The organism is Rhodoplanes elegans (assembly GCF_016653355.1).
In the GTDB taxonomy this organism is placed as follows: Bacteria; Pseudomonadota; Alphaproteobacteria; order Rhizobiales; family Xanthobacteraceae; genus Rhodoplanes; species Rhodoplanes elegans.
This window is the reverse complement of record NZ_NHSK01000227.1, coordinates 1-26,336: the sequence shown is the minus strand read 5'-3', so window position 1 is coordinate 26,336 and position 26,336 is coordinate 1. Positions and strand designations below refer to the sequence as shown.

Genomic DNA, 26,336 nt, shown 5'->3' with positions numbered 1-26,336 from the left:
TCTGCTCGCCACTCGCTATTCGCCACTCGCCTCACTTCAGCTCGATCTTGGCGGCCTTGATCACCGGGCCCCACTTGTCGGCCTCGGTCTTCATGTAGGCGGCGAAATCCTTCGGCGAGGAGCCGACCGCGACCGAGCCGGTCTTCTTCAGGTAGGCCTCGACGGTCGGATCCTTGAGCGCCGCGGCGACGTCCTTCTGGATCTTCTCGACGAGCGCCGGGTCCATGCCCTTCGGCCCGAGCAGGCCCCACCACACCGCGGTGTCGAAGCCGGCGATGCCCGCCTCGGCGACGGTCGGCACGTCCGGCAGGGCCGGCGAGCGCACGCCGGTCGTCACCGCGAGCGCCCGCACGGTGCCGCCCTCGAGCTGCCCGACCACCTCGGCCATCGGGTTGATGCTCATCGGGATCTCGCCGGCGATCACCGACATCAGCGCGGGCGCGCCGCCCTTGTAGGGGATGGCGACGATCTTCACCTTGGCCATGTGGTTCAGGAGCTCGCCGGCGAGATGCGCCGAGGTGCCGATGCCCGACATGCCGTAGGACAGGCTCTCGGGCTTCGCCCGCGCCTGGTCGAGCAGCTCCTTCAGGTCCTTCACCGGGCTGTTCTTCGCCACGTTGATGGTGAGCGGCGAGTAGGCGACCTCGGTGATCGGGGTGAAGTCGGCGAAGGTGTCGTAGGGCAGCTTCGGATAGAAGAACTGGTTGAGCGGATGGCCGCTGGCGACCAGCAGCAGCGTGGTGCCGTCGGCGGGCGACTGGATCAGCGCCTGCGAGGCGATGATGCCGCCGGCGCCGGGGCGGTTGTCGACGACGATCTGCTGGCCCCAGGTCTTCGACACCGCCTGGCCGACCGTGCGGGCGAGCACGTCGACGGCGCCGCCGGCCGCATAGGGCACCAGGATGTGCACGGGCTTGGTGGGGAACGACTGGGCCGGCGCGACGGACGGCACGGCGGCGACGAGCGGCAGCGCCAGCGCCGCGAGCGCGAGGCGTCTCGTGAGGGTCATCGACGATCTCCCTGAAGGTCGCGCACCGGCTAGCAGGACGAGCTCGCGAGTGATCGAGCCGCCGCCGGCGCGTCGAAGCGGTTGGCAGCCGGAGGCTGCGCCCCGGGCAGTGATGATGCAAATGGTTCGTTTTGCGCGATTGAGCAATCTTGTGCATCTATCGCGGTCCGGTGGCCGGACGGAGCGCCGTCCGCCGCCGTCCGGCGCCCACCCCCTCAGTTCGGCGTGATGTTGGCCGCCTTGATCACCGGCACCCACTTCTCCATCTCGGCCTTGTGGTAGGCCGTGAAGCCGTCCGGCGACTGGTGGGCGGCGGGCGGGATCTCCTGGGCGATCTCGGCGTAGCGCGCCTTCACCTTGGGGTCGGCCAGCGCCTCGCGCACCGCCGCCCCGAGCCGGTCCAGCACCTCCTTGGGCGTGCCTTTCGGCGCCCACATGCCCTGCCAGACCGAGACCTGGAAGCCGGGCAGCCCAGCCTCCTCGGTGGTCGGCAGATCGGGCAGCACGGCGAGGCGGGTCGGCGAGGTCACGGCGTAGGCCTTCACGGTGCCGGCCCGGATCTGCGGCAGCGCGCCCGACGTCTGCTCGATCATGGTGTCGAGATGGCCGGCGACCACGTCCTTGAGGCCGGGCGCCGAGCCGCGATACGGCACGAACTGGAACTTCACCCCGATCTTGTCCTGGAACGTGAGCCCCGAGACGTGGCCGGGCGCGCCGACCCCGCCGGTCGCCATGGTCGGGCCGGGCTGGCTCTTCAGCCAGGCGATCAGCTCCTTCAGATTGGTCGCCGGCACGTCCTTCTTCGACAGGATGATCTGCGGCCCGGCCGCGAGCTGCGCGACCGGCGCGAAATCGCCGAACAGGTCGTGATTGAGGTTCGGATAGATGCCGGCATTGACGACGTAGTGGTTCCAGCCGCCGATGCCGAGCGTGTAGCCGTCGGCCGGCGAGCGGGCGACCCGGCCGGTGCCGATGGTGCCGGACGCGCCGCCGACGTTCTCGACCACGAGCGTGGCGCCGCCGAGCGCCGCCGCCATGCGCTCCGTCACGATGCGGGCGATGGTGTCGGTCGGCCCGCCGGCGCTGGCGGCGACGATGACGGTGACGGGACGGCTCGGATAGGTCTCGGCGATTGCGTTTTGAACGAGGCTGCCTTGCACGAGGACGGCACCGGCCGCACAGGCGGCCAGGACGAGCACTGATTTCATGTCGCAGACTCCGTGTCGACGGAAGAACCGGTGGCGAGCGCGGACGGGATGACGAACGTGAACGAGCGGAGGAGCGCGGAAGCGGAGCGAGCGCGAAACGGTCGTGGCGGGCGCAGGACCGCGGCCGCGCGGAAACATGCGGAGCCTAGCACGCTCACCTTGTATGAAAAGATGTCTTGTCCGTCGCATCCGGTCGCAGGGCGTGATTGGCGCGACGATCTGATCAGATCGTGTGTGCACTGCATTCGATGCAGTGCGGGATGACCGACGACAAACGGCCGGTCGGGTCTGGCTCCTTTCGTGGAGCTTGAACGAGGACGAAAGACCCATACGACGGAACGGCCGCAGCGCCGGCGTGAGGCCGCTCCGGGCGTCGAGTCCAGCGTGGCGGCGCAGGACAATTCGGACTTTTCTCGCACCGCACACCGACTATGATGCGGGCGATCGCACCCCCCGATTCATAGCCGGACCGGTCGATTCTCATGCCGCCGCCCCTCGACGACCTCTCGCCGGCCATCGCAGCCGCAGGAGACGCCGGCCTGACGCTCGGCGCGCTGAAGACGAAGTTCGTCGGCGCCGCCACGCGCGGCAGGCCCGAGCGCGAAGCCGCGCTGCGCGAGGAGCTCGCCGCCCTGACCCGCGAGGGGGCGATCTGGGGGCCGGTGCGGCACGGCGGCACGCAGTACTATTTCGGCCGTGGCCGCGGCCCATCGATCGAGACGGCGAGCGCCATCGTGGTGCGGCTGGTGCTGCAGTCCGGCACCAAGCTCGTGTCGAAGCCGGGGCTGGAGAAGAAGGTCACCGGCATGCACCGGCGGTTCTTCGCCGACGCGCTCAAGCATGCGGTGGCGAGCCGGGCGATCGTCGAGCTGTCGTGCGGCACGTCGAAATACTATTTGCACCGCGACACTGCGGCGGACCGTTTCGGCTTCGACGCGCTCGACGCGGCGGACAACCGTGCGCCACAGGCCGCGCCGGCGCCCGATCCGGTCGCGAAATCCGCGCCCGCCCTGACGTTCGAAACCCTGCTGCCGGCCTATCGCCGCATCAAGGCTGAGCAGGGGGGCTTCTCGGCCGTGAAGATCTTCGACCTCGAAGCGGCTCTCGGGGCATCGCGTGAAAACCTGCACGCGCTGCTGCTCGCCGAGGCGAAGGCCGGCCGCGTCTCGCTCCACCCCACCACCTCGGTCGAACTGCCGCCGGCCGTGATCGCGGCCGGCATCCGGATCGCCGGTTTTTCCGAGCCGTTCGTCACTGTCGTCGTCAAGGACGAGCGATGAGCCGCCGCGTGACCGACATCGCCGTCAACCCGTTCGAGGACGACGTGGTGCGCGAGCCGCGCGACGTGTCGTTCTCGGTGAGAGGCCTCAACGACGCGCCGCTGAGCCGGCTCAATCGCGAGTTCTCGGCGCTCGACGGCGGCCCGCCGCCGCGCAAGCCGGCGCGCGCCAAGAAGGCGCAGCTCGTCGTCTCGCCGGACCGCGGCTACGGCAAGTCGCATCTGCTCGGCCGCCTGTTCGGCAAGCTCGGGCGGCGCGCCACCAAGGTCTATCTGCGGCCGTTCCAGGATCCGTTCAAGGCGTGGCACTCGATCCTGCTGCTCACGCTGCAGGAGCTGGAGCAGCCCGACGAGGCGCGCCGCGGCGCGCCGCGCCAGATCGAGTCGCTCGCCGTCGGCACCCTCGCCCATGTCGCGGCCGACTTCATCGCTGACCTGCCGAACTACAAGGACGCGGCCGGCGCGGTGGCGTTCCTGCGCAAGCTCGGCGCCGAGGCGACGTTGCCGGACGACAAGACGCGGCCGTGGTTCGAGTGGCTGAGCGGCCGCATCCTCGATCCGCGCGACATCGGCAAGCTGACGACCCGCATGCATCTGCGCGGCATCGAGCTCGACGGCCGCGAGCAGGCGTGGCTGATCGTGCTGGCGGCGATCGCGCTCGACGAGCGCGCCGGCGAGGGCCGCCGCACCGCGCTCAAATGGCTGCGCGCCGAGCCGCTGGAGCCCGACGAGCTCGACTTCCTCGGCCTCTCCGCCGCCGACAACGAGCTGCGCGCCGACGCGACGGCGCAGGAGATCAACGACCTCTCGTTCCGCCGTCTGCAGGGGCTGTGCCTGCTCGCGTCCTACTACCGGCCGTTCCTGTTCTGCTTCGACCAGACCGAGTTCTACGCCAGCGACCCGGCGCTGATCCGCACGCTCGGCAACTGCATCGACCAGCTCTATGTCGACCTGCGCAACCACCTCACCGTGATCACGACCAACCAGGAGAACTGGGTCACCGAGATCATGCCGCGGATCGCCGAGCCGCAGCGGGACCGGCTGGCGCCGAAGATCGAGCTGGAGGGCATCCAGATCGACGGTGCGCGCGAGCTGATTCTGTCGCGGCTGCAGGACTACGATCTCGACGACGCCGAGATCGAGAGGTTCTTCGCCGACGGCTGGCTCGAAAAGGTCTTCGATCCGCTGCAGCAGCACGGCGTGCGGCACCTGCTGATGCGGGCCGCCGAGCGGTTCCGCGCACTGGCCGAGCCGTCGGCGCCGCCCGCGCCGAAAGCGTCGCTCGACGATCTGTTCCTCCTCCAGGTCAACGACGTGCGCTCCAAGCAGGCGCTGATCGCCTACAGCCCGGACGCGCTGATGTGGTTCGTCAAGGACGTGGGCAAGGGGCAGCCGGGCGTCACGGTCAGCCGGCCGGCGCATCGCCGCTACGTCACGGTCGAGTGGGCGTGGCCGGACCGCTCGGTGTTCTTCGCCTTCGAGGGCGGCGACCACTGGCACCGCTGGGGCAGCATCGCCCGCGAGGCGGTCGAGCTCGCCGAGGCGATCCCCGGGCGCAGCGTGCGCACTTATGTGTTCCGCACGCCCGACCTGCCCAAGGTGCCGCGCCCGACCTGGACGGCGGCCAATCGCGAGATCGCGACGGCCGAGCAGAAGGGCTTCGCCATCGTGGCGCTGACGCTCGACCAGGTGTGCGAGCTGCATGCGGCGCGCGAGCTCTACTCCAACGCTCTGCAGGGCAACATCCCGTATGGCGGCACCGAGACGCTCGCGTTCCTGCAGGCGCGCTTCGCCCCGCTCCTGAAGAGCCTCGCCGAGCGGCCGCGGCCGCCATCGGCCGGACCGACGCCGCAGCCGGCCGGGAAAGGCGCTCCGCCGGCGACGACATCGAGCCGACAGGCGACGGCCGGACAGCCGGCCAATGGACAGCCGGCGCCCGACGGCGCGGCAGCCGTCGAGCTCGACGCCAAGCGCCTGCGCCTGGTGCTCGAGACGGTGCGCGAGCAGAAGATCGTCGACATCACGGCGGTGCTCGGCCGGCTCGGTGACGAGGCCCTGCGCGACCCGCTCCTGCGCAGCGTCGAGGTCCATCCAAATCTCAAGGCGCATCCGGGCCCCAAGACGATCTTCCTGCAATGGCGCAACACACCCTGACGGCGAGCGAGCTCACGGCCGCCGTCCTCGACGAGGACTGGCGGGCGCGCTGGCGCGCCGGCGACAAGCCCTCCACCCGCAGCTTCGCGCCGCCCGGCACGCCGCGGGCGATGAGCCTGCGCTTCCACACCGAGGCCGAGGCGCTAGTGCGCTGGCTGACCGCGCCCGAGAGCATCGCCACGGCGGCTAGGGCCGACACGGCCGAGGCGCTGGTCGATCATCTGTGGGCGACCTCGCTGCAGGCCCTCACCGACAAGCTGTTCGCCAAGGGCCGCGGCGAGGAGGCCCAGCTCTTCACGGCGCGGCTGCGGAGCTTCTGCGCCCGCCTGATCGATCTGCGGCAGCGCGCGAAAAACTTCGAGACCTGGCAGGACGTGTTCGTCGCCGCCGAGCAGGATCTAGCCCGCGTGCCGGTGCGGGTCGGCGACGGCACGGTCGAGATCCGCGCCCGGGTCGACGCGATCCGCATCCATCCCGGCGGCCATCTCGAGGTCGTCGACTACAAGCTTTCGCAGGGGGACCGGCAGAAGCACGACCTGGTGCAGCTGTCGATCTACGCCCATCTGCTGCCGCTCTGGCGGCCCGGCTGCAGCTTCGTCGGCACGCTCGAATACTATCTGCCGGAGTTCTCCGAGCTGCATGTCGCGCCCGACGATCTCGCCGCGATCTTTTCGGACATGGTGGCACCGGTGCTGGCGGAGCTGTTTCCCGCCGCGCAGCCTCAAGCCACGAAGCGAACCCAGCCCCCACGGGGCAACGCGCCGGCACGCGACGATGCGCCAGCAGATCCGGTGCGCACGCCCGCGCATAAGTCCGATCCGAGCGTGGCGCTGCTGGGCGACAAGGTAATCACCGCCTTCGGCGCGCACAATCTCGGCGTCGAGGTGACGGGCGTGATCCAGGGGCCGCAGCTCGTGCGCATCAAGCTCACGCCGCGGCCCGGCGTGAAGGTCGCCTCGCTCGCCAACCGGGCGGCCGACCTGCAGGTGGCGCTGGCGCTCGCCGAGCCGCCGCTGATCCGCGCCGGCAAGGGTTTTGTCATGCTCGACCTGCCGCGGCCGGAGCCGACGCCGTGCCTCCTGAAGGACGCGCTCGCAGGGGCGCTCGCAACCACGCTGAAGAGCCCGGTGGCGGTCCCGATCGGCATCGGGGTGGAGGGCGAGCCGGTGATCGCCGACTTCGCCGATCCCAACACCTGCCACGCGCTGGTCGCCGGCTCGACCGGCTCGGGCAAGAGCGAGTGGCTGAAGGCGATGGTCGCGACGCTCGTCCTGCGCAACACGCCGGCCGCGGTCCGGATCGCCCTGATCGATCCCAAGATCCTCACCTTCGCGGGCGTCGAGGCGAGCCCCTATCTGTGGCGACCCGTGGCGACCACGCTCGCCGACGCGATGGCGATCCTGCGCGCCGCCATCGCCGAGATGGAGGAGCGCTACCAGCGGCTCAAGCGCGGCGGCTTCGCCAACCTCGCCGAACGCATCGCCGCCGGCGAGACCGACATCCCGTTCCTGGTGCTGGTGTTCGACGAGTTCGCCGACCTGATCCTGGCCGGCCGCGACGAGAAAAAGGAGTTCGAGGCGCTGGTCGCCCGCATCGCCGGCATGGGGCGGGCCGCCGGCATCCATCTGGTGCTGGCGACGCAGCGCCCCGACAAGACGATCGTCACCGGCCTCGTCAAGGCGAACCTGCCGCTGAAGGTCTGCCTGAAGGTCGCCAATGCCGTGAACGCCCAGATCGTGCTCGACGAGCCCGGCGCCGAGAGCCTCTACGGCAAGGGCGACCTCCTGTGCGACTTCGGCAAGGGCTTGGTGCGGGCGCAGGGCCTGTTCATCCCGCAGGCCGCGTTCCTGGCCGCGATGGCGCCGCCGGCGCGGCGGACCGGGCGGGGCTGAGGGACTCTGCCGCCCGCTTGCCGCTCTCCGCCGGCTTCGCCACAGTACGGCCGCGTCGGCGTGGCCTGCATGAACCGGCGTTTTCCGGCAAGGCATCGCGTGGCCCCTGCTCCCTCCGAATTCGAAGCCCCCCATCGGCTGCGATCGCTCGTGCGCTCGCGCGAGACGGCATTGGTCGTGCTCGGCGCCGTGGTCGGGGCCATTGCCGGCCTGGTCGTCACCGCCATGAACGCCGCGGTCAACGGCCTGCACGCGCTCCTGTTCGGCATCCCGCCGGGCACGCGGCTGTCGGCCTCGTGGTCGGTCGATCCGATCGCGGCGATCGCGGTGCCGTGCCTCGGTGGGCTCGCCTTCGGCATCGCCTCGGCCTGGCTGGCGGCACGCCGGCCGCAGCGCGAGATCGACCCGATCGAGGCCAATGCCCTGCACGGCGGCCGCATGTCGCTGCTGGGCAGCGTCGTCGTCGCGGTCAAGACCGTGTGGTCGAGCGGGGTCGGCGCCTCGGTCGGCCTCGAGGCCGGCTACACCCAGCTCGCCGCCGGCATCGCGTCGCGGCTGGGCATCGCGTTCCGGCTGCGCCGCGGCGACCTGCGGGTGCTGGTCGGCTGTGGCGCCGCGGGCGGCATCGCGGGCGCCTTCCAGGCGCCGCTCGCCGGCGCCTTCTACGCCTTCGAGCTGGTGATCGGCACCTACTCGGTCGCCGGCCTCGCACCGGTCGCGGCCGCCGCCGTGGTCGGCTACGCGGTCGCCGGCGCGCTCTCGCCCGGCCATCTCGGCATCATCACGGTGGAGACCGGGAAGATCGCGCATCACGATCTCCTGCTCGCCGCGGCGCTCGGCCTCGCCATGGCGGGCCTCGGCATCGGCGTGATGCGGTCCGTCGCCGTGGTCGAGGCGTTGTTCGTGCGCTTCGTCAAGCCGGCGCTGCGGCCGTTCCTCGGTGGCCTGGTGGTCGGCTGTCTCGCCTTGATCACGCCGCGGGTGCTCTCGTCCGGGCACGGTGCCCTGCATCTCGTCGGGCTGCTCGACCTGTCGCTGAAGACCGTGGCGCTGATCCTGGCGCTGAAGATCGTCGCGTCGGTGGTATCGCTCGGGTCGGGCTTTCGCGGCGGCCTGTTCTTCGCGTCGCTGCTGATGGGCGCGCTCGCCGGCCAGATCTTCGCCGTCGCGATCGCGACGGTGGCCCCGAGCCTGCACGTCGACTCGAACGTCTGGTCCGTCGTGGCGATGAGCGCGCTCGCCGCCACCGTGATCGGCGGACCGCTGACCATGACGTTCATCGCGCTCGAATCGACCGGCGACCTGTGGCTCACGGTCGCCGTGCTGGTCGCCGTCATCGTCGCCGCACAGGTGACGCGCGAGACGTTCGGCTACTCGTTCGCGACCTGGCGGTTCCATCTGCGCGGCGAGACGATCCGCAGCGCCGCCGATGTCGGCTGGATGCGCGACCTCACCGTCGGCCGGATGATGCGCGAGGCCCGCACCGTGCCGGCCGACACCACGATCGGGGCGCTGCGGCGCGCCTTTCCGCTGGGCTCGACCGGGCAGGTGGTGGCGGTCGAGGCGGACGACGTCTATGCCGGCCTCGTCTCCGTGCCGGAGGCGCATGCGGCCGAGCGCGACGCGGCGGCGCCGGTGCGCAGCCTGCTGCGCTTTTCCGACGAGATGCTGTCGCAGACCATGACGGCCAAGCAGGCGGCGGCCGTGTTCGACCGTACCGAGGCGGAGGCGCTGGCGGTGGTCGAATCGGAGGAGACCCGCAAGGTGATCGGCCTGCTCACCGAGGCCTATCTGCTGCGCCGCTACTCGGCCGAGCTCGAGCGCCGCCGCCAGGAGATCATCGGAGAAGGGTGACGCTCTGCCGCGACGACGCTCACGTCGCCGACACGGCGAACGCGCCGTCGAGACTCGCTGAACGATCTCACAAACGAGAATCAGATCGTGCCGCCGCTGGTCCGAACACCTGCGGACGACGCGGGCCGCCGGCGACGCGGCGTCAGGCCGGCCAGGCGAAGGCGATCTTGTCGAGCGTCTTGGTGCCGAAGGTCTCGGACGAGCGCGCCACCGGGCGGCCGCCGAGCGCGCGATAGAAATCCAGCGCCGGCTCGTTGTCGGACAGCGCCCAGACCACGATGCTCTTCATGCCGTTCTGGGCGAGGTCGCGGCGCGCCGCCGTGAACAGCCGGCGACCGAAACCGAGGCCCTGGAACTCCGGCCGCATGTAGAGCTCGTAAATCTCGCCCTCGTAGGCGAGGCTGCGGGCGCGGTTGCGGCCATAGTTGGAGTAGCCCGCGATCTGATCGCCGAAGCAGAACAGCGAGACGCGGCTGCCCTTGCGGATGGCGCCGTCCCACCACGCCGGACCGCGCCGTTGCACCAGCTTTTCCAGCTCGGCGCCCGGGATGATGCCGCGATATGCGGTCCGCCAAGCCTCGTCGTGGGCCGCTGCGACCGACGTCGCATCGGAGACCTTGGCACGGCGAATCTCGATCAGAACGGTGCTCATGGCCTCGATTAGAACCAACGCGCCGACCTGCATCAAGAGGGCGCAGATACGTATTCTTCACCGTGATCGCGACTGTGTCCCCCTGGACACATGCGGGTCGTCGCGGCCACGCCTGCCGCAGTCGCCCGCCGAAGCCGGGGTTTCGCGCGGGTCGCGATCAGGCCGGCGCGGTGCGCGCGGCGTTTCGGCGAGCGAGATGGACCGCATGGGCGGCGCAGCCGAGCAGGCCCGGCTCGGCGCAGGTGACGAGCGCGGTCGGAATCCTCTCCAGCATCGGGCGCATCGCCGGGTGCGCCTCGAAAGCGGCGCGAAACGCCGCGCCGTCGATCAGGTCCCCGAGCTTCCGGGCGACGCCGCCACCGACATAGAGACCGCCCGTGCTCTTGAAGGCGAGCGCGATGTCGCCGGCGAAGCGGCCGAGCAGGCGCACGAACAGCGCGACCGTCGCGCGCGCCGCCGGATCGCCACGCTCCGCCGCCGCATCGATGCCGGCGGCATCGATCATCGCGCCATCGTGTGCCGGCGCGTCGGGATGCAGCGCCGCGTGGAGCCGCGCGAGACCGGCGCCCGAGATCACGGTCTCGGCCGACACCGCCTCGACCGTGTCGGCGATGCGCCGGAACACCGGCCATTCGTCGGCCGCCGCGGGACCGAACGACATGTGGCCGGCCTCGCTCGCCACCGCCGTGAAGCCGCCGTCCTCCTCCGGCACCAGCGCGGCGACGCCGAGCCCGGTGCCGGGGCCGAGCACCGCGAGCGGCCCGTCGCGTCCCGGCAGCGCTGAGCCGAGCGGCCGCAGATCGGCGGGCCCGAACAGCGGCAGGGCCCACGCAAAGGCCTCGAAGTCGTTGATGGCGCAGGCCCAGCGGAAGCCGAAGCGCGCCTCGATGCGATCGAGGTCGAGCACCCAGTCGCGATTGGTGAGCGCGATCCTGCGGCCCTGCACGGGCCCGGCGACGGCGAGCACGGCGGCCTGCGGGGCGAGACCGGACGCGGCGAGATAGTCCGCGATCGCGGTGTCGAGACTCTCGACGCGATCATTGGCGAAGCTGTGCACGTGCTCCGGCAGTCCCTCGGGGCCGGTCACGGCGAGACGCGTGTTGGTGCCGCCGATGTCGGCGATCAGGCTCGTGATCATGCAGGCGGGTCCGCGGCGCGAGATCGAGGACGAGGATGTCGACCTCAGATATCGCGCCGCCGGGAAATCGCAAGGCGCCGCACGGCATCATCGCCGCCCGACCATGGTCGCCAGATGCGACGGAACGCATTCGGACGCAGGCGACGGATGCGCGGGGCGAGCCCGCGCATCACGTGCGGATGCGCGGATGTGCCCGCTCAGCCCCACACCTCGCGGGAGATCTCGACGATCATCGACAGCTTCGCCCACTGCTCCTGGTCGGCCAGGATGTTGCCCTCCTCGGTGGAGGCGAAGCCGCATTGCGGGCTGAGCGCGAGCTGGTCGAGCGGCGCGAACTTCGAAGCCTCGTCGATGCGGCGCTTGACCGCGTCCGCGTCCTCGAGCGTGCCGGTCTTCGAGGTGACGAGGCCGAGCACGACGATCTTCTTGCCCTTGGGCAGGAAGCGCAGCGGCTCGAAGCCGCCGGCCCGCTCGGTGTCGTACTCCAGGAAGTAGCCGTCGTAGTCGATCTCGCCGAGCAGACGCTCGGCCACCGGCTCGTAGCCGCCCTCGCTGATCCAGGTCGAGCGGAAGTTGCCGCGGCACACATGCGTCGTGATCACCATGTCGTGCGGCCGGTCGGAGATCGCGGCGTTGATCACCTCGGCATAGATGCGCGGCAGCTTCTCGACCTCCTCGCCGCGCTCGCGGGCGAGCTGGAGCTGCTCCTTGGAGCAGAGATAGGCCCACACGGTGTCGTCGAACTGAAGATAACGGCAGCCGGCGTCGTAGAACGCCTTGACGGCCTTCTTGTAGGCGCGGCCGAGATCGTCGAAGAAGGCGTCGAGATCCGGATAGACCGACGAGCTGATCTCCTTGCGGCCGCCGCGGAAGTGCAGCAGCGTCGGCGACGGGATCGTCATCTTCGGCACGACCTTGGTGTTGGCCGCCAGGAACTTGAAATGCTCCAGCATCGGGTGGCCGGAGAAGCCGACCCGGCCCGTCACCCGCACGCCCTCGGCGCGCGTCTGCACGCCGTGGAACTGGATGCCCGACTGCGCCTCGAAGCCCTCGACGCCGTCGAGCTTCTTCAGGAAGTCGAAATGCCACCAGGAGCGGCGGAACTCGCCGTCGGTGACGGCCTGCAGGCCGATGTCCTCCTGGGTGCGGATGACGCGGCGGATCTCCTCGTCCTCGACGCGGTGGAGCTCCTCGGCCGGGATCTCGCCGGCCTGGAAGCGGGCGCGCGCCTGCTTTAGCGCGGCAGGTCGCAAGAGGCTGCCGACCTGATCGGCCCGGAACGGCGGACGATTGCGCGACATGTGCTTCTCCCTCTCATTGTTCGCTTCAGTGAGGCCGTCATTCCGAAGCGCCGCGAAGCAGCGAGCCCGGAATCCATAACCCCAGTCAGTGAGTATGGATTCCGGGCTCGCGGGCCTTCGGCCCGCGCCCCGGAATGACGAATATCTTTATCCAGCCCTCGCCGCCGCCCGCTTCGGGCCGCCGTGGCTGACGCCGAGGAAGCCTTCGAGCACGGCGCGGTCCGCCCTCAGCGCGGCGCTGTCGCCCGCATGGACCACGCTGCCGCGCTCCAGCACCACGGCCCGGTCGGTGACGCCGAGGATCTTCTGCGCGTTCTGCTCGACGATGATGGCGGAAAGACCCTCGTCGCGGGTGATGCGGGAGAGCGCCGCGATCAGCTCCTCGACGATGATCGGCGCGAGCCCCTCGGTCGGTTCGTCGAGTAGCATGAGTCTGGGGTTCAGCACGAGGGCGCGGCCGACCGCCAGCATCTGCTGCTCGCCGCCGGACAGCTGGTTGCCGAGATTGCCGCGCCGCTCGGCGAGCCGCGGGAACATCGCGTAGACCTTGGCGGGCGACCATGCGCCGGGGCGCGCAACCGCGGTGAGGTTCTCGTGGACAGTGAGCGACTTGAAGATGTTGCGCTCCTGCGGCACCCAGCCGATGCCGGCATGGGCGCGCTGGTCGGGGCGCAGCCTCGTGATGTCGCGGCCGGCGAGCCTGATGGTGCCGCCGCGCCAGCGCGTCACCCCGACGATGGTGTTGACCAGCGTCGTCTTGCCCATGCCGTTGCGGCCGAGCAGCGCGAGCGAGCGGCCTTCCGCGAGGGTGAGCGAGATCTCGTTCAGCACCACGGCCTCGCCGTAGCCGGCGGAGAGGCGCTCGATCTCCAGAAGCTCAGGCATCGACCGGCTCCCCGGATTCGAGCGACTCGCCGAGATAGACGGCCTTGACCCGCGGATCGCGCGCGACCTCGTCGGGCGTGCCCTCGACGAAGAGCTGGCCGTTGACCAGCACGGAGATGCGATCCGCGAAGGTGAAGACGATGTCCATGTCGTGCTCGATCAAGAGCACCGTGACGTCCGCGGGCAGGCCGGCGACGGCGGCGAGGATCTCGTGGCGTTCCGCCTCCGGCACGCCGGCGGCCGGCTCGTCGAGCAGCAGCACGCGCGGCCGGCAGGCGAAGGCGAGGGCGATCTCCAGGAGCCGCTGCTTGCCGTAGGGCAGAACGCCGGTGCGCTCGTGCATCACGTCGGCGAGTCCGAAGCGTTCGAGCAGCGCGGCGATCTCGTCGACCACCTCGGGCCGGGTGCCGGGCACCCGCCAGAAATGCGTGCCGGTGCCGAGCCGCTCGGAGATCGCGAGCCCGAGCGTCTCCACCGGCGTGAGGTCGGCGAAGAGCTGGTTGATCTGGAACGTGCGGGCGATGCCGAGCCGCACGCGCTGGTGCGGATCGAGCGTCGTGATCTCCCTGCCGTCGAGCAGGATCTCGCCGCCCGACGGCTTGAGCACGCCGGTCAGCATGTTGACCAGCGTCGTCTTGCCGGCGCCGTTGGGGCCGATCAGCGCATGGCGGGCGCCGCGCGCGATCGACAGGTTGACGTCGTTGGATGCGACGATGCCGCCGAAGCGTTTTTCCAGGCGGCGGGTCTCCAGGACCGGGACAGGGGACATGGACATCACGGGCGCCCTTCCTCGCCAGCCTGCGTGCTCGGCGCGCGGCGCCAGGAGCGCCAGTCCGACACGCGGTCGGCGAGGCGGCGCAGCGGCGCGAACCAGCCGCCGATGCGGTCGCGGCCGACCAGCACGATCAACACCAGGAACAGGCCGATCCAGAACTGCCAGTATTGCGGCGTCGCCGCCGCGATCCAGTCCTGGGCGAAGCGGAACACCACGGCGCCGATCAGCCCGCCGTAGAGATGGCCGGTGCCGCCGATGATCAGCACCAGCAGCGCGTCGGCGGAGCGGTCGAAGGAGAGCGACTCGAGCGACGTGAACGCGGTCGTCTGGGTCAGCAGCGCGCCGGCGATGCCGGCATAGGCCGTCGCCATGGTGTAGATGCCGACCAGCCGCCAGGTCTGGCCGATGCCGACCGCCGAGGCACGCAGCGGATTGCCCTTGATCGCCTGCAGCGACAGGCCGAACGGCGAGCCGACGACGCGGCGCGCGATCACGAACAGCACGAACAGCACGACGAGGCTGTAGACATAGGCGGTGTGGCCGTAGAGATCGAAGCGGAACAGGCCGAGCACCGGCTCCATGCTGATGCCCTGCAGGCCGTCGGCGCCGCCGGTGAGCCAGGCGGCGCGATTGGCGACCTCGCGCACCAGAAGCGCGACGCCGAGCGTCACCATCAGGCGGGTGAGATCGGTGCCGCGCAGCACCAGGAAGCTCGTCGCAAAGCCGAACAGGCCGCCTGCCAGGCCGGCGACCAGAAGGCCGAGCACCGGCTCGGTCACCAGCGCGTGCTTGGCGAGCAGGCCGGCCGTGTAGGCGCCGACGCCGAAGAAGGCGGCATGCCCAAGCGAGATGATGCCGGCATAGCCGAGGATCAGGTCGAGCGAGAGCGCGAGCAGCGCCCAGATCACGATCTCGGTGAGGATCAGATGGTGCTCGGGCAGCACCCAGATGGTCGCCGCGGCGGCGAGCCAGAACAGGATCTCGAGCGGCGTCCAGCGGGCGCGGGCCGTGAACTGCGCCGAGATCGCGCCTGCGAGCTTCGCCGAGGTCGACACGTCGGGACCTCTCATCGCGCACCCTTCCGGACGAACAGGCCCTGCGGCCGCAGGATCAGCACCACGATCATGATCGTGTAGATGACGAAGGCCCCGAGCTGCGGCACGTAGTACTTGCCGGCGACGTCGGCGATGCCGAGCAGCAGCGAGGCGAGGAACGGCCCGGTGATCGACGAGGTGCCGCCCACCGTGACGACGATCAGGAAGTAGATCATGTATTTGAGCGGGAAGATCGGGTCGAGGCCGAGAATCTCGGCACCGAGCGCCCCGCCGAGGCCGGCGAGGCCGGAGCCGAGCGCGAAGGTGAGGCCGAACACGGCGCCGACATTGATGCCGAGCCCGCGCGCCACCCGCTGGTCGTCTACGGCGGCGCGCAGCCGGCTGCCGAAGCGCGTCCGCGTCAGCCCGAGCTGCAGGAGCGCCGTGACGAGGCCGCAGACGACGATGATCAGGAGCCGGTACTTGCTCATGTCGAGGCCCAGGACCGTGACCTGACCCTGCAGCGCCGGCGGGATGGCGATGAACTGCTGCGACGAGCCCATCGTGTAGTCGACCATGGCGACCGACATGAAGACGAGCCCGATGGTGAACAGCACCTGATCGAGATGGCTCTTGGCGTAGACGTGCACATAGAGCGTGCGCTCGAGCAGCGCGCCGAGCGCCGCCGAGAACAGGAAGGCGACGACGAGGCCGAAGCCGAACGGCACGCCGAGCCGGTTGACGGCCACCAGCGCCGCGTAGCCGCCCGCCATGGCGAAGGCGCCGTGCGCCAGATTGACGAAGTTCATCAGCCCGAGCGTCACCGACAGGCCGGCGGCGAGCACGAACAGGAGCATGCCGTAGGCAATGCCGTCGAACAGGATCGTGACCATGGGGCCGCCGGGGGTGTGACGTTGGTGCTTCTAAGCCTCTCCCCGCGTGCGGGGAGAGGTCGACATTCGCGCGTCCAGCGCGGATGTCGGGTGAGGGGGCGTCTCCGTATCCACGAGAGGCCCCCTCACCCGACACGCCGCTGCGCGGCGCGCCACCCTCTCCCCGCGCGGCGGGGAGAGGGAACTTCATCATGGGCTCACTTCTTCGCCTTGCCCGGATCCTTCACGTCCTTGAAGGTCTCGAACTCGACGTTGTAGAGCTCGCCGTTCTTCTTCTCGACCTTGCGGACATAGATGTTCTGGACGATGTCGCGGGTCTCCGGGTCGATCGAGATCGGGCCGCGCGGGCTCTCCCAGGCCATGCCCTTCATGGCGGCGAGGAGCTTGTCGCCGTTGGTGTCGCCGTTGGTCTTCTTCAGCGCCTCGTAGACGAGATGCATGGCGTCGTAGCCGCCGACCGACATGAAGTTCGGGCGCAGGCCGTTGTTGGCCTTCTTGAACGCCTCGACATACTTCTTGTTCAGCTCGGAGGGATGGTCGGCCGAGTACATGTGCGCCGTCACGGTGCCGATCACCTGGTCGCCCATGCCGTTGAGGAGGTCGTCGTCGGTCACGTCGCCGGTGCCGATGATCTTGATACCGGCCTTGTCGAGGCCGCGCTCGATGAACTGCTTGACGAAGGTCGCGCCCTGGCCGGACGGCACGAAGACGAACACGGCGTCGGGCGAGGCGTCGCGGGCGCGCTGCAGGAAGGGCGCGAAGTCGGGCGCCGCGAGCGGCACCTTGAGGGCCTCGGCCACCTGGCCGCCGCCCTTGGTGAAGGCCGCCGTGAAGCTCTTTTCGGCGTCGATGCCGGGTGCGTAGTCGGACACGATCGTCACGACCTTCTTGACGCCGTTCTTGGCCGCCCATTCGCCGATGATCTCGCTCGACTGCGGCAGCGTGAAGCTGGTGCGCAGGATGTAGGGCGAGCGCTCGGTGATGATCGAGGTGCCGGCATTGGCCACGATGGTCGGGATCTTCGCCTCGGTGGCGAGCGGCGCGACGGCGAGCGCCGTCGGCGTCACGGCGAAGCCGATCAGCACGTTCACCTTGTCGCGGACGATCAGCTCCTGGGCGAGGCGCTTGGCGTTGTCGGCGACGGCGCCATCGTCCTTGACGATCAGCTCGATCTTCTTGCCGGCGACGGTGTCGCCGTGCTGCTGCATGTAGAGCTTCATGGCCGCCAGCGTCTGCACGCCGGTCGACTGCTGCTGTCCCGTCATCGCCTCGATGACGCCGATCTTGACGACACCCTGCGCCGATGCGGCCCCGGCGGCCAGAAGGCCGAGCGCGACGCCGGCGGCGAGCCGTGTCAGAATCGTCCCGAGCATGTCTCTCTCCCTGTGGTTCGTTGTTTGTTGTCGTTGTCGTCGTTGTTTGCAGTTCGTCGTCCCGGGGCGGCCCGAAGGGTCGAGCCCGGGACCCATATCTCCTGTATTCCGTGAGCCACCGACACCGGGGCTATGGAGTCCGGGCTCGCGGACCTGACGGCCCGCGCCCCGGAACGACCAGGGCTACAACGCCTCCGCATGCGGTGCAGAGGCGCCCCGTCGTTCGGTTTCTCAAATCTCGAAGAACACCGTCTCGGCGTCGCCCTGCAGGCGGATGTCGAAGGTGTAGACCGTGTGGCCGTTCTGCTCCGACCTCGCCGCGATCAGGGTGCCGCGCCGCTCCGCCGGCACCAGGGCCAGGATCGGATCGGCGGCGTTGCCGGCCTCGTCGGCGAAGTAGATGCGCGTGTAGCTCTGGCGCAACATGCCGCGTCCGTAGACGGCGACCAGGATGTGCGGCGCCTGGGTCGTGTCGTCGGGCCCCGGCACCGGGCCGGGCTTGATCGTCTCGAACACGAAGCGCCCTTCGGCGTCCGTGCCGGTGCGCCCGAAACCCTGGAAGGTCGAGTTGCGCGGCCGCGGATCGGCCGGGCTGGCGTAGCGGCCCTGCGCGTCGGCCTGCCAGATCTCAAGCATCGAGTCGGTGATCGGCGCGCCGTCGCCGTCGTAGATGCGCCCCTCGATGCGGATGCGCTCGCCGGCCGCGTCCGACGTGATCAGGTTGTTGCCGAAGGTGTCCTTCCAGTCGTACTTGCCGTTCGGCGTGAGGCCGTAGGCGAAGTACGGGCCGACGGTCTGGGACGGCGTGATGCCGAGCGTCATCTCAGCTCTCCATCGGGGTCTGGTTGCGGCCGCGCAGCACGATGTCGAACCGGTAGGCGAGTGCCCATTCCGGCACCGTGCTCTCCAGATCGAAGGCCGAGATCATGCGGTTGCGCGCCGCCTCCTCGGTCACCGAGTTGAAGATCGGATCGAACGGCAGCAGCGGATCGCCCGGGAAGTACATCTGGGTGACGAGCCGCGACACGAAGGAGTGCCCGAACATCGAGAAGTGGATGTGGGCCGGGCGCCAGGCGTTCGGGTGATTGCCCCACGGGTACGCGCCGGGCTTCACGGTGACGAACTTGTAGTGCCCGTTCTCGTCGGTCTTGCACCGGCCGGCGCCGGTGAAATTCGGATCGAGCGGCGCCGGGTGCTGGTCGACGACGTGGATGTAGCGGCCGCAGGCATTGGCCTGCCAGATCTCGACCAGCGCGTTGCGCACCGGCCGGCCGTCCTCGTCGAGCACGCGGCCGTGCACGATGATGCGCTCGCCGAGCGGCTCGCCGGCGTGCTGACGGGTGAGGTCGTCGTCACCCGGCTGCACGGCGTCCTGCCCGTAGACCGGGCCGGTCAGCTCGCTCAGCGTGTGCTTCATCAGGATCAGCGGCTTGGTCGGGGACCGCTTGGGCGTGCTCTTGTAGCCCGGCGACAACCGCGGCGGAAATGCGGACAGACTCTGGGTGGGAAAAAAGAAGGTCATGGCCCTGGGCGCTTCCTGCTGTTTCGCTTCGATGAGCGTGTTTTTTCGTATTTCACCTCGCCGAGACCGCGAATGCAAGCGCAGATTGGTCCGATTTTGGACGTCGCGTTCGGTTATCGCCCACCCACTTCGAGAGCCTCCCACCGGCTCGGACCGAGCCGCCGCAGCGGAGGACCGCGCGGCGAACCGGCGCGATCGCCGCTCAGGCCGCCCCGTGGGCGCGGCGCGTGCGGGCGTGCAGGTCGCGCAGCACCTCCAGCTCGGCCTCGGTCGGCATCGCCGTCTCGGCGACCGTCTCGGCGAAGCGCACCGGCCAGCCGGTCGCGGCGCGGATCTCGTCGCGGGTCGCGCCAGGATGGATGGACGTGACGACCATCTCCTTGGTCTCCGGGTCGGGCGCGAAGATGCACAAGTCGGTGATCAGCCGGGTCGGCCCCTTGGTGCGGATGCCGAGGCGGGCGCGGTGGTCGCCGCCCTCGCCGTGGCCGAACGTGGTGACGAAGTCGAGCTTGTCCACGAAGCTGCGCCGGCTCTGCTTCATGGTGACGAAGATCTCGCCGCAATGCGTCATGATCTCGGGCGCGCCGCCGCTGCCCGGCAGCCGCGTCGCCGGCCGGTCGTAGGGACCGATCACCGTGGTGTTGAGATTGGCGAAGCGGTCGATCTGGGCGCCGGGCAGAAAGCCGACCGTGATGCGCCCGCCCTGCAGCCAGTAGCGGAACATCTCCGGCACCGAGACGGTCGTCAGCGCCGTGTCGCACAGCTCGCCGTCGCCGATCGAGAGCGGCAGCACGCTCGGCCGCGTCGCGATGGTGCCGGACTCGTAGATCAGCGTGATGCCGGGCGCATGCGTCAGGCGGGCGAGATTGCAGGCCGCCGACGGCAGCCCGATGCCGACGAAGCAGACGTCGGACGACGAGAGTGCGCGCGCCGACACGACGGTCATCATCTCGGTGGCGGTCCAGGCGAGCGTCATGGCGTCCTCACGCGGCCAGCCGGGCGCGGTGTCGGGCGAAAGCCTCCGGCCCCTGCTCCAACACGTTGGCCTTCACCCAGGCCATGAAGGCGTCGCGGTCGCGGGCGATCTTGTCCCAGCCGAGATAGAAGGCGTTGTCGCGCGGATAGTAGCCGTGCGCGTAGGACGGATAGGCTCCGCCCGGCACCGCGGCGATCGCTGTGACGGTCCAGCCCGGCAGGATCACGGCATTGGGGCTTCGCTCCCCGAGATCGTCGACGATCTCCTCCACGGTGACGACGGCGCGCTTGGCCGCCAGCACGGCCTCCTTCTGCACGCCGAGGATCCCCTCGATCAGCACGTTGCCGGCGCGGTCGGCCTTCAGGGCGTGGACGATCGCGACATCGGGGCGCAGCGCCGGCACGGCGGCGAGCTTCTCGCCGGTGAACGGGCAGGTGACGCGGCGGATGTTCGGATTGACCTTCGGCAGATCGACGCCGAGATAGCCGCGGAACACCGCGAAGGGCAGGTTGGCGGCGCCGGCCGCATAGGCGTTGGCCATCGCGGCGTGAGCGTGCTCCTCGAGGTCGATGCGATGCGGCCAGCCGCGCTCGATCGCGTCGCGGAAGCGGTGCAGCGAGCCGACGCCGGGATTGCCGCCCCACGAGAACACCAGCTTCCGCGCGCAGCCCATGCCGATCATCTGATCGTAGACGATGTCGGGCGTCATCCGCACCAAGGTGAGATCGCGCCGGCGCTGGCGGATCACCTCGTGCGCGGCGGCGTGCGGGATCAGATGGGTGAAGCCCTCGATCGCGACCGTGTCGCCGTCGTGGACGGCGGACGCGATCGCGTCGTGCAGCGACATGAGCTCGGCCATCATGACCTCGGACAGGGGCGCGGCCCCGGGAGAAATGGGATCGAGACAAACGGCTTCTGAAAGGCGAGACGGCATCTAAGGCCCGTCGCCGCCTCGCCGTCAAACGCCTCGACGCGACAGCTTCCGGACGCAGGTCGGCCGGCGCGCCGGTTTCGGCATCCGAAGCCTTTCGGATGGTTGAAAAATCTCGGCTCGGCCGGGAGGCCCGCATGTGGCCCGTGCAGGGCTCGGGGCTGGCCCGCGGCATCGTGTCCTGCCATGGTCGGGCACCCCACCCGGCCCGCCGACACGCCCGAACCTGGATCCCGCCCCCGATGCGCATCGACGCCTACACGCATTTCATCCCGGCCGGCATTCTCGCCGCCATGGACCGACTCGGCGCCGGCCAGCAGGGCATCGGCAAGCGCATGCGCGGCATCCCCTGCATCTGCGACCTCGATGCCCGCCTGAAAATGCTCGACGCGTTTCCGGACTATGCGCAGATCATCGCCTATTCGAGCCCGCCCATGGAGGACGTGGTCGGGCCCGAGAAGACCGAGGAGTTCTGCCGGATCATCAACGACGGGCTTTTCGACATCGTCTCGCGTCACCGCGACCGCTTTCCCGGTTTCGTCGCCCAGGTGTCGCTCGCGAATGTCGAGGGCGCGGTCCGCGAGGCGCGGCGCGCCATCAAGGACCTCGATGCCTGCGGCGTCCAGATTTACACCAACGTCCAGGGCAAGCCGATCGATCTCCCCGAGTTCGAGCCGTTCTGGGACGCGGTGGAACAGCTCGACAAGCCGGTGTGGATCCACCCGGCGCGGCGCGCCGACTTCCCGGACTACCAGACCGAGAACAAGTCGCTCTACGAGATCTGGTGGACGTTCGGCTGGTCCTACGAGACCGCCGCCATGATGGCGCGGCTCGTCTTCTCGAAGGTGCTCGACCGCCACCCGCGCCTGAAGCCGATCGTCCACCATTTCGGCGGTATTGTGCCGATGCTGGAGGGCCGCATCGGGCCGGGCTGGGATCTGATCGGCACCCGCACGTCGGACGCCGACTATGCGAGCCTCAAGGCGTCGCTGATGAAGCGCCCGCTCGATTATTTCCGTGAGAGCTTCTACCCCGACACGGCCGTGTTCTCGTCGAAGATCGGCACCCAGGCCGGCCTCGCCTTCTACCCGAAAGAGAACATCCTGTTCGCCACCGACTGCCCGTTCGACCCCGAGAAGGGCCCGGGCTTCATCCGCGACACCCAGGCCATCCTCGACTCGCTCGATCTCCCGAAAGAGACCCTGGACCTGATCTATTTCGGCAACATCCAGCGCATCACGGGCAAGACGTTGGTGAAGTAAAGCCGCGGCGCCGGCGACAACCTCTCCTCGCCGTGCGGGGAGAGGTCGGATTTCACGCGCTCGCGCGGGAAATCCGGGTGAGGGGGCGTTTCCGTATCCACGCAGCGCCCCCTCATCCGTCTCGCCGCTACGCGGCGAGCCACCTTCTCCCCGCGCACGGGGAGAAGGGGCGCAAGCGCCGCGCGAACTCTCCACAAGTCCAGCGTGCCAGCGGTTAGAATCCCGGCGGCGCTTCTGCTAGCGTGCGGCCGCCATGGATGCCGTGAACAAGCCCGCTCCCGACGAGACCGACGATCCGCGTGCCGCCGAGGCGCGCATCGGCGACGCGCAGGCGCCGCGCGCCGAGACGCGCGCTCCAGATACGCGTGCCGCCGACACCCGCGTCACGCCGATGATGGAGCAGTACATCGAGATCAAGGCCGCCAATCCGGACTGCCTGCTGTTCTACCGGATGGGCGACTTCTACGAGATGTTCTTCTCCGACGCCGAGACGGCGAGCCGAGCGCTCGGCATCGTGCTGACCAAGCGCGGCAAGCATCAGGGCGCCGACATCCCGATGTGCGGCGTGCCGATCGAGCGCGCCGACGAGTATCTGCATCGCCTCATCGCGCTCGGCCACCGGGTCGCCGTGTGCGAGCAGATGGAGGACCCGGCCGAGGCGAAGAAGCGCGGCGGCAAGTCCGTCGTGCGGCGCGATGTGGTGCGCCTCGTCACGCCCGGCACGCTGACCGAGGACTCGCTTCTCGATTCTCGCCGCAACAACTTCCTCGCCGCGATCGTGCGCGGCAAGCCCTCGTCGGGATCGGACGACGTGCGCTTCGCGCTCGCCTGCCTCGACATCTCGACGGGCGAGTTCCGCCTCACCGAATGCGACCGCGTGCGGCTGGCGTCGGAGATCGCCCGCGTCGAGCCCGGCGAGGTGATCGTCTCGGACGCGCTCTGGGAGGACCCCGAGGTCGCGCCGTTCCTGCGGTCGCTGCCGGCCGTGACGCCGCTCGGCCGCGACGTGTTCGACGGGGCGAGCGCCGAGCGGCGACTCACGTCGTATTTCGCCGTCGCCACCTCCGACGCCTTCGGCACCTTCTCGCGGCTGGAGCTGACCGCCGCGGCGGCCTGCGTCACCTATGTGGAGCGCACCCAGCTCGGCAAGCGGCCGCCGCTGTCGCCGCCGTCGCGCGAGGCGCTCGGCGCGACGCTGTCGATCGACGCCGCGACCCGCGCCAATCTCGAGCTGATGAAGACGCTCGGCGGCGAGCGGCGCGGCTCGCTGGTCGCCGCGATCGACCGCACCGTCACGGCGGCGGGCTCGCGGCTGCTGGCGCAGCGCATCGCAGCACCCTTGACCGATCCGGCCGCGATCGCGCGCCGGCTCGACGCGGTGGAGCTCTTCACCCGAGAATCCATCCTCCGCGGGATCGTGCGAGAAAAGCTCGCGGCGGCGCCGGATCTCGCCCGCTCGCTCGCCCGCATCGTGCTGGCGCGCGGCGGCCCGCGCGACCTCGCCGCCATCCGCGACGGTCTCGCAGCCGCCGCCGATCTCGCAGCGCGCCTCTCGGTCGACGGGCTGCCGGAGGAGATCACGTCGGCGGCGCGCGATCTGCGCGCGCCCGATCCGCAGCTGTCGGCCATGTTGTCGGCTGCGCTCGCCGACGAGCTGCCGCTGCAGAAGCGCGACGGCGGCTTCGTGCGCTCGGGCTACGAGCCGGCGCTCGACGAGGCGCGCGCGTTGCGCGACGAATCACGTCGGGTGATCGCCGCGCTCCAGGCTCGCTACGCCGACGAGACCGGCATCCGGGCGTTGAAGATCCGGCACAACAACGTGCTCGGTTATTTCGTCGAGGTGACGGCGCAGAACGCCGAGCGGCTGATGACGCCGCCGCTCAACGCCACCTTCATCCATCGCCAGACGCTCGCCGGCCAGGTGCGTTTCACGTCGACCGAGCTCGGCGCCCTCGAGGCGAAGATCGCCAGCGCGGCCGACCGCGCGCTCGGCCTCGAGCTCGACATCTTCGAGCGCCTCTCCGCCGCCGTGATCGGCGCCGCCGACGCCGTGAAGGCCGCCGCGCAGGCGCTCGCTGTGATCGACGTCGCCGCGGCGCTCGCCGCGGTCGCGATCGAGGGCCGCTTCGTGCGGCCCGAGGTCGACGACGGCGTCGGCTTCTGCATCGCGGGCGGTCGCCATCCGGTGGTCGAGCAGGCGATCGCGAGCGAGGGCGGTTCGTTCGTCGCCAACGACTGTGATCTCTCGCCGGTCGCGGACACGGGTCGCGGCCGCATCGCCGTCGTCACCGGCCCGAACATGGCGGGCAAGTCCACATACTTGCGCCAGAACGCCCTGATCGTCGTGCTGGCGCAGGCCGGCAGCTTCGTGCCGGCGACGCGGGCCCGCATCGGCGTCGTCGACCGGCTGTTCTCGCGCGTCGGCGCCGCCGACGACCTCGCGCGCGGCCGCTCGACCTTCATGGTCGAGATGGTGGAGACGGCCGCAATCCTGAACCAGGCGAGCGAGCGCTCGCTCGTGATCCTGGACGAGATCGGCCGCGGCACCGCAACCTATGACGGCCTCTCGATCGCCTGGGCGGCGGTCGAGCACCTGCACGATCGCAATCGCTGCCGCGCGTTGTTCGCCACGCACTTCCACGAGCTGACGGCGCTCGCCAACAAGCTCGACCGGCTGTTCAACATCACGGTGCGGGTGAAGGAGTGGCACGGCGACGTCGTGTTCCTGCACGAGGTCGTCGCCGGCGCAGCGGACCGCTCCTACGGCATCCAGGTGGCCAAGCTCGCCGGCCTGCCGCCGGCCGTCATCGAGCGCGCCAAGCACGTGCTCGGCGTGCTGGAGGCGGAGGACCGCACCTCGCCGGCGCGAAAGCTCGTCGACGATCTGCCGCTGTTCGCGCCGCGCGTCGCGGCGCCGAAGCCGGTGATCGACCCGCACGCCGACGCCGTGATGAAGCGCCTCGCCGACCTCGACCCCGACGACATGTCGCCGCGCGAGGCCCTGGAGGCGCTCTACGCGCTGAAGCAGGCGGCAAGAGGGTGATCTTCACCTCTCCCCGCCGCGCGGGGAGAGGTCGACATTCGCGCGATCAGTGCGGATGTCGGGTGAGGGGGCGCCGCGTGGATACGGAGACGCCCCCTCACCCGACTCGCCGCTTCGCGACGAGCCACCCTCTCCCCGCGCGGCGGGGAGAGGGAAGAAGCGCCGCACCGCATCAGGTGAAAAAGGAGGCTCACGCCGCGTCGGCGCGCGGGCGGACCGTCTGCTTCACCTCGAAGCCCTCGAACTTCGGATGCTCGAGATAGAGCGGGCCGGTGCCGGAATTGTCGGCACGGGCATGCGCCTTGCGAAACTCCTCGGAGGTCGTCCACGCCTCGAAGTTCGCCTTCGTGGCCCACACGGTGTGCGACGAGTAGAGCGTGTGGTCCTCGGCCTCTGGCCCTTTCAGCAGATGGAACTCGACGAAGCCCGGCATGCGGTCGAGATAGGTCTCGCGCGTCGTCCACACGGTCTCGAACGCGGTCTCGCTGCCCTTCTTCACCTTGAAGCGGTTCATCGCGATGTACATCGGGGGTCTCCTGTCTGGCGGTTGGCTGGATTGAACCCTGAACGCTCCGGAAAAGGAAGCGATCAACGAAGGAAGAAGCTGACCGGCACGGAGAAGCTCATCCCCTGGCCGTTCGGCGGCGCCGGGAACGGCGAGGCGCGACGCACCATCGCGGTGGTCTCCTGATCGAGGCTGGAGATCCCGGACGAGCGGCCGAGCCGCACCGAGGTGACGCGCCCGGAGCCGTCGATCGAGAAGCTCACGCTGGTCGCGCCCTGGTGACCGGCCGCCCGCGCGTCCGAGGGGAACTGCTTGTGACGGGCGAGATGGGCCGCGACGATGCCGCGGTAATTGGTGTTGAGATCCGAGCGGCCGCGGCCGAGGCCGCTCGCCGCGCTCGACGCGACGCTCGCCGTCGCGGTCGGGGTCCGCTTGGCGACGCGCTTCTTCGTCTCGGTCTTCTTCGTCTCGATCTTGGCCTTCGGCTTCGGCGCCGGCTTGACCTCGGGGGGCTTGGGCTGCGGCTTGGGCGGCTCGGGCGGCACCACCGCGATGGTCTCGGGCGCCTCCTCCTCGATCACCGGGGTCGGCTCCGGCGGCGGCGGCTCCTTCACGGGCTCCGGCTCGGGCGGCGGCGCCACGGCCACCTG

22 protein-coding genes are annotated in these 26,336 nt (G+C 69.9%); 6 read left to right on the top strand and 16 right to left on the bottom strand.

Annotation, left to right across the window (positions count from 1 at the left end):
• Nucleotides 1-31 precede the first annotated feature (31 nt).
• Both CCR97_RS25785 and CCR97_RS25780 read right to left on the bottom strand, forming a co-directional pair.
• Nucleotides 32-1,009 (bottom strand): Bug family tripartite tricarboxylate transporter substrate binding protein, encoded by a 978-nt coding sequence (locus tag CCR97_RS25785; protein WP_111356591.1) that lies wholly within the window; start codon nucleotides 1,007-1,009, stop codon nucleotides 32-34.
• Nucleotides 1,010-1,224: 215 nt separating this feature from the next.
• Nucleotides 1,225-2,217, bottom strand: coding sequence for a Bug family tripartite tricarboxylate transporter substrate binding protein (locus CCR97_RS25780; RefSeq protein WP_111356592.1), 993 nt, complete (start codon nucleotides 2,215-2,217; stop codon nucleotides 1,225-1,227).
• A gap of 482 nt (nucleotides 2,218-2,699) precedes the next feature.
• Here CCR97_RS25780 and CCR97_RS25775 point away from each other — a divergent pair, with 482 nt between their 5' ends.
• From CCR97_RS25775 to CCR97_RS25760, 4 genes are all read left to right on the top strand, one after another.
• Nucleotides 2,700-3,497 (top strand): hypothetical protein, encoded by a 798-nt coding sequence (locus CCR97_RS25775; RefSeq protein ID WP_111356593.1) that lies wholly within the window; start codon nucleotides 2,700-2,702, stop codon nucleotides 3,495-3,497.
• Complete coding sequence (locus CCR97_RS25770) at nucleotides 3,494-5,650, top strand: hypothetical protein (RefSeq protein WP_201160006.1); 2,157 nt, start codon at nucleotides 3,494-3,496, stop codon at nucleotides 5,648-5,650. The genes CCR97_RS25775 and CCR97_RS25770 overlap by 4 nt, the downstream gene beginning before the upstream one ends.
• On the top strand, nucleotides 5,632-7,542 hold the full coding sequence (locus CCR97_RS25765; protein WP_111356594.1) for a DNA translocase FtsK: 1,911 nt from the start codon (nucleotides 5,632-5,634) through the stop codon (nucleotides 7,540-7,542). Before CCR97_RS25770 ends, CCR97_RS25765 begins: the two co-directional genes overlap by 19 nt.
• A 69-nt stretch (nucleotides 7,543-7,611) precedes the next feature.
• Nucleotides 7,612-9,396, top strand: a complete 1,785-nt coding sequence (locus CCR97_RS25760) for a chloride channel protein (protein ID WP_111356595.1) — start codon at nucleotides 7,612-7,614, stop codon at nucleotides 9,394-9,396.
• 142 nt (nucleotides 9,397-9,538) lie between these two features.
• On the opposite strand, the gene CCR97_RS25755 is transcribed toward CCR97_RS25760, so the two are convergent.
• The 12 genes from CCR97_RS25755 to CCR97_RS25700 form a co-directional block, all read right to left on the bottom strand.
• Complete coding sequence (locus CCR97_RS25755) at nucleotides 9,539-10,048, bottom strand: GNAT family N-acetyltransferase (RefSeq protein ID WP_111356597.1); 510 nt, start codon at nucleotides 10,046-10,048, stop codon at nucleotides 9,539-9,541.
• 157 nt (nucleotides 10,049-10,205) lie between these two features.
• Nucleotides 10,206-11,186 (bottom strand): glucokinase, encoded by a 981-nt coding sequence (locus CCR97_RS25750; protein WP_111356596.1) that lies wholly within the window; start codon nucleotides 11,184-11,186, stop codon nucleotides 10,206-10,208.
• Between the two features lie 197 nt (nucleotides 11,187-11,383).
• Nucleotides 11,384-12,487 carry a cobalamin-independent methionine synthase II family protein gene (locus tag CCR97_RS25745; protein ID WP_201160005.1) on the bottom strand — a complete coding sequence of 368 codons (1,104 nt, stop codon included), beginning with the start codon at nucleotides 12,485-12,487 and terminating at the stop codon, nucleotides 11,384-11,386.
• 147 nt (nucleotides 12,488-12,634) lie between these two features.
• Nucleotides 12,635-13,372, bottom strand: a complete 738-nt coding sequence (locus tag CCR97_RS25740; protein ID WP_111360035.1) for an ABC transporter ATP-binding protein — start codon at nucleotides 13,370-13,372, stop codon at nucleotides 12,635-12,637.
• Nucleotides 13,365-14,141 carry an ABC transporter ATP-binding protein gene (locus tag CCR97_RS25735; protein ID WP_244670667.1) on the bottom strand — a complete coding sequence of 259 codons (777 nt, stop codon included), beginning with the start codon at nucleotides 14,139-14,141 and terminating at the stop codon, nucleotides 13,365-13,367. The genes CCR97_RS25740 and CCR97_RS25735 overlap by 8 nt, the downstream gene beginning before the upstream one ends.
• Nucleotides 14,142-14,146: 5 nt before the next feature.
• Nucleotides 14,147-15,217, bottom strand: a complete 1,071-nt coding sequence (locus CCR97_RS25730; protein ID WP_111360037.1) for a branched-chain amino acid ABC transporter permease — start codon at nucleotides 15,215-15,217, stop codon at nucleotides 14,147-14,149.
• Nucleotides 15,214-16,074, bottom strand: a complete 861-nt coding sequence (locus CCR97_RS25725; RefSeq protein WP_111360038.1) for a branched-chain amino acid ABC transporter permease — start codon at nucleotides 16,072-16,074, stop codon at nucleotides 15,214-15,216. The genes CCR97_RS25730 and CCR97_RS25725 overlap by 4 nt, the downstream gene beginning before the upstream one ends.
• 197 nt (nucleotides 16,075-16,271) lie before the next feature.
• The gene (locus CCR97_RS25720; protein WP_111359343.1) at nucleotides 16,272-17,447 is read right to left on the bottom strand and encodes an ABC transporter substrate-binding protein; all 1,176 of its coding nucleotides are present in this window, start codon (nucleotides 17,445-17,447) and stop codon (nucleotides 16,272-16,274) included.
• 231 nt (nucleotides 17,448-17,678) lie between these two features.
• Nucleotides 17,679-18,269: a protocatechuate 3,4-dioxygenase subunit alpha gene (pcaG, locus tag CCR97_RS25715; protein WP_111359344.1), complete on the bottom strand. Its 591-nt coding sequence runs from the start codon at nucleotides 18,267-18,269 to the stop codon at nucleotides 17,679-17,681.
• Between the two features lies 1 nt (nucleotide 18,270).
• Nucleotides 18,271-18,969, bottom strand: coding sequence for a protocatechuate 3,4-dioxygenase subunit beta (gene pcaH, locus CCR97_RS25710; protein ID WP_111359345.1), 699 nt, complete (start codon nucleotides 18,967-18,969; stop codon nucleotides 18,271-18,273).
• 202 nt (nucleotides 18,970-19,171) lie between these two features.
• Complete coding sequence (locus CCR97_RS25705; protein ID WP_111359346.1) at nucleotides 19,172-19,945, bottom strand: CoA-transferase subunit beta; 774 nt, start codon at nucleotides 19,943-19,945, stop codon at nucleotides 19,172-19,174.
• A gap of 7 nt (nucleotides 19,946-19,952) precedes the next feature.
• Entirely contained in the window at nucleotides 19,953-20,804 is an 852-nt protein-coding gene (locus CCR97_RS25700; protein WP_111359347.1) for a CoA transferase subunit A, read from the bottom strand.
• Between the two features lie 314 nt (nucleotides 20,805-21,118).
• Between CCR97_RS25700 and CCR97_RS25695 the strand changes: the two genes are divergently transcribed.
• Together CCR97_RS25695 and mutS are read left to right on the top strand one after the other, a co-directional pair.
• Nucleotides 21,119-22,138, top strand: a complete 1,020-nt coding sequence (locus CCR97_RS25695; RefSeq protein ID WP_111359348.1) for an amidohydrolase family protein — start codon at nucleotides 21,119-21,121, stop codon at nucleotides 22,136-22,138.
• 253 nt (nucleotides 22,139-22,391) lie between these two features.
• Nucleotides 22,392-25,181, top strand: a complete 2,790-nt coding sequence (mutS, locus tag CCR97_RS25690; protein ID WP_201160004.1) for a DNA mismatch repair protein MutS — start codon at nucleotides 22,392-22,394, stop codon at nucleotides 25,179-25,181.
• Nucleotides 25,182-25,371: 190 nt separating this feature from the next.
• Here the strand turns inward: mutS and hmuQ are convergent, their stop codons facing one another.
• Nucleotides 25,372-25,707 (bottom strand): heme-degrading protein HmuQ, encoded by a 336-nt coding sequence (gene hmuQ, locus CCR97_RS25685; RefSeq protein ID WP_111358904.1) that lies wholly within the window; start codon nucleotides 25,705-25,707, stop codon nucleotides 25,372-25,374.
• 62 nt (nucleotides 25,708-25,769) lie between these two features.
• The coding region (locus CCR97_RS25680) for an energy transducer TonB (RefSeq protein ID WP_201160003.1) at nucleotides 25,770-26,336 on the bottom strand (567 nt) is incomplete at its 5' end.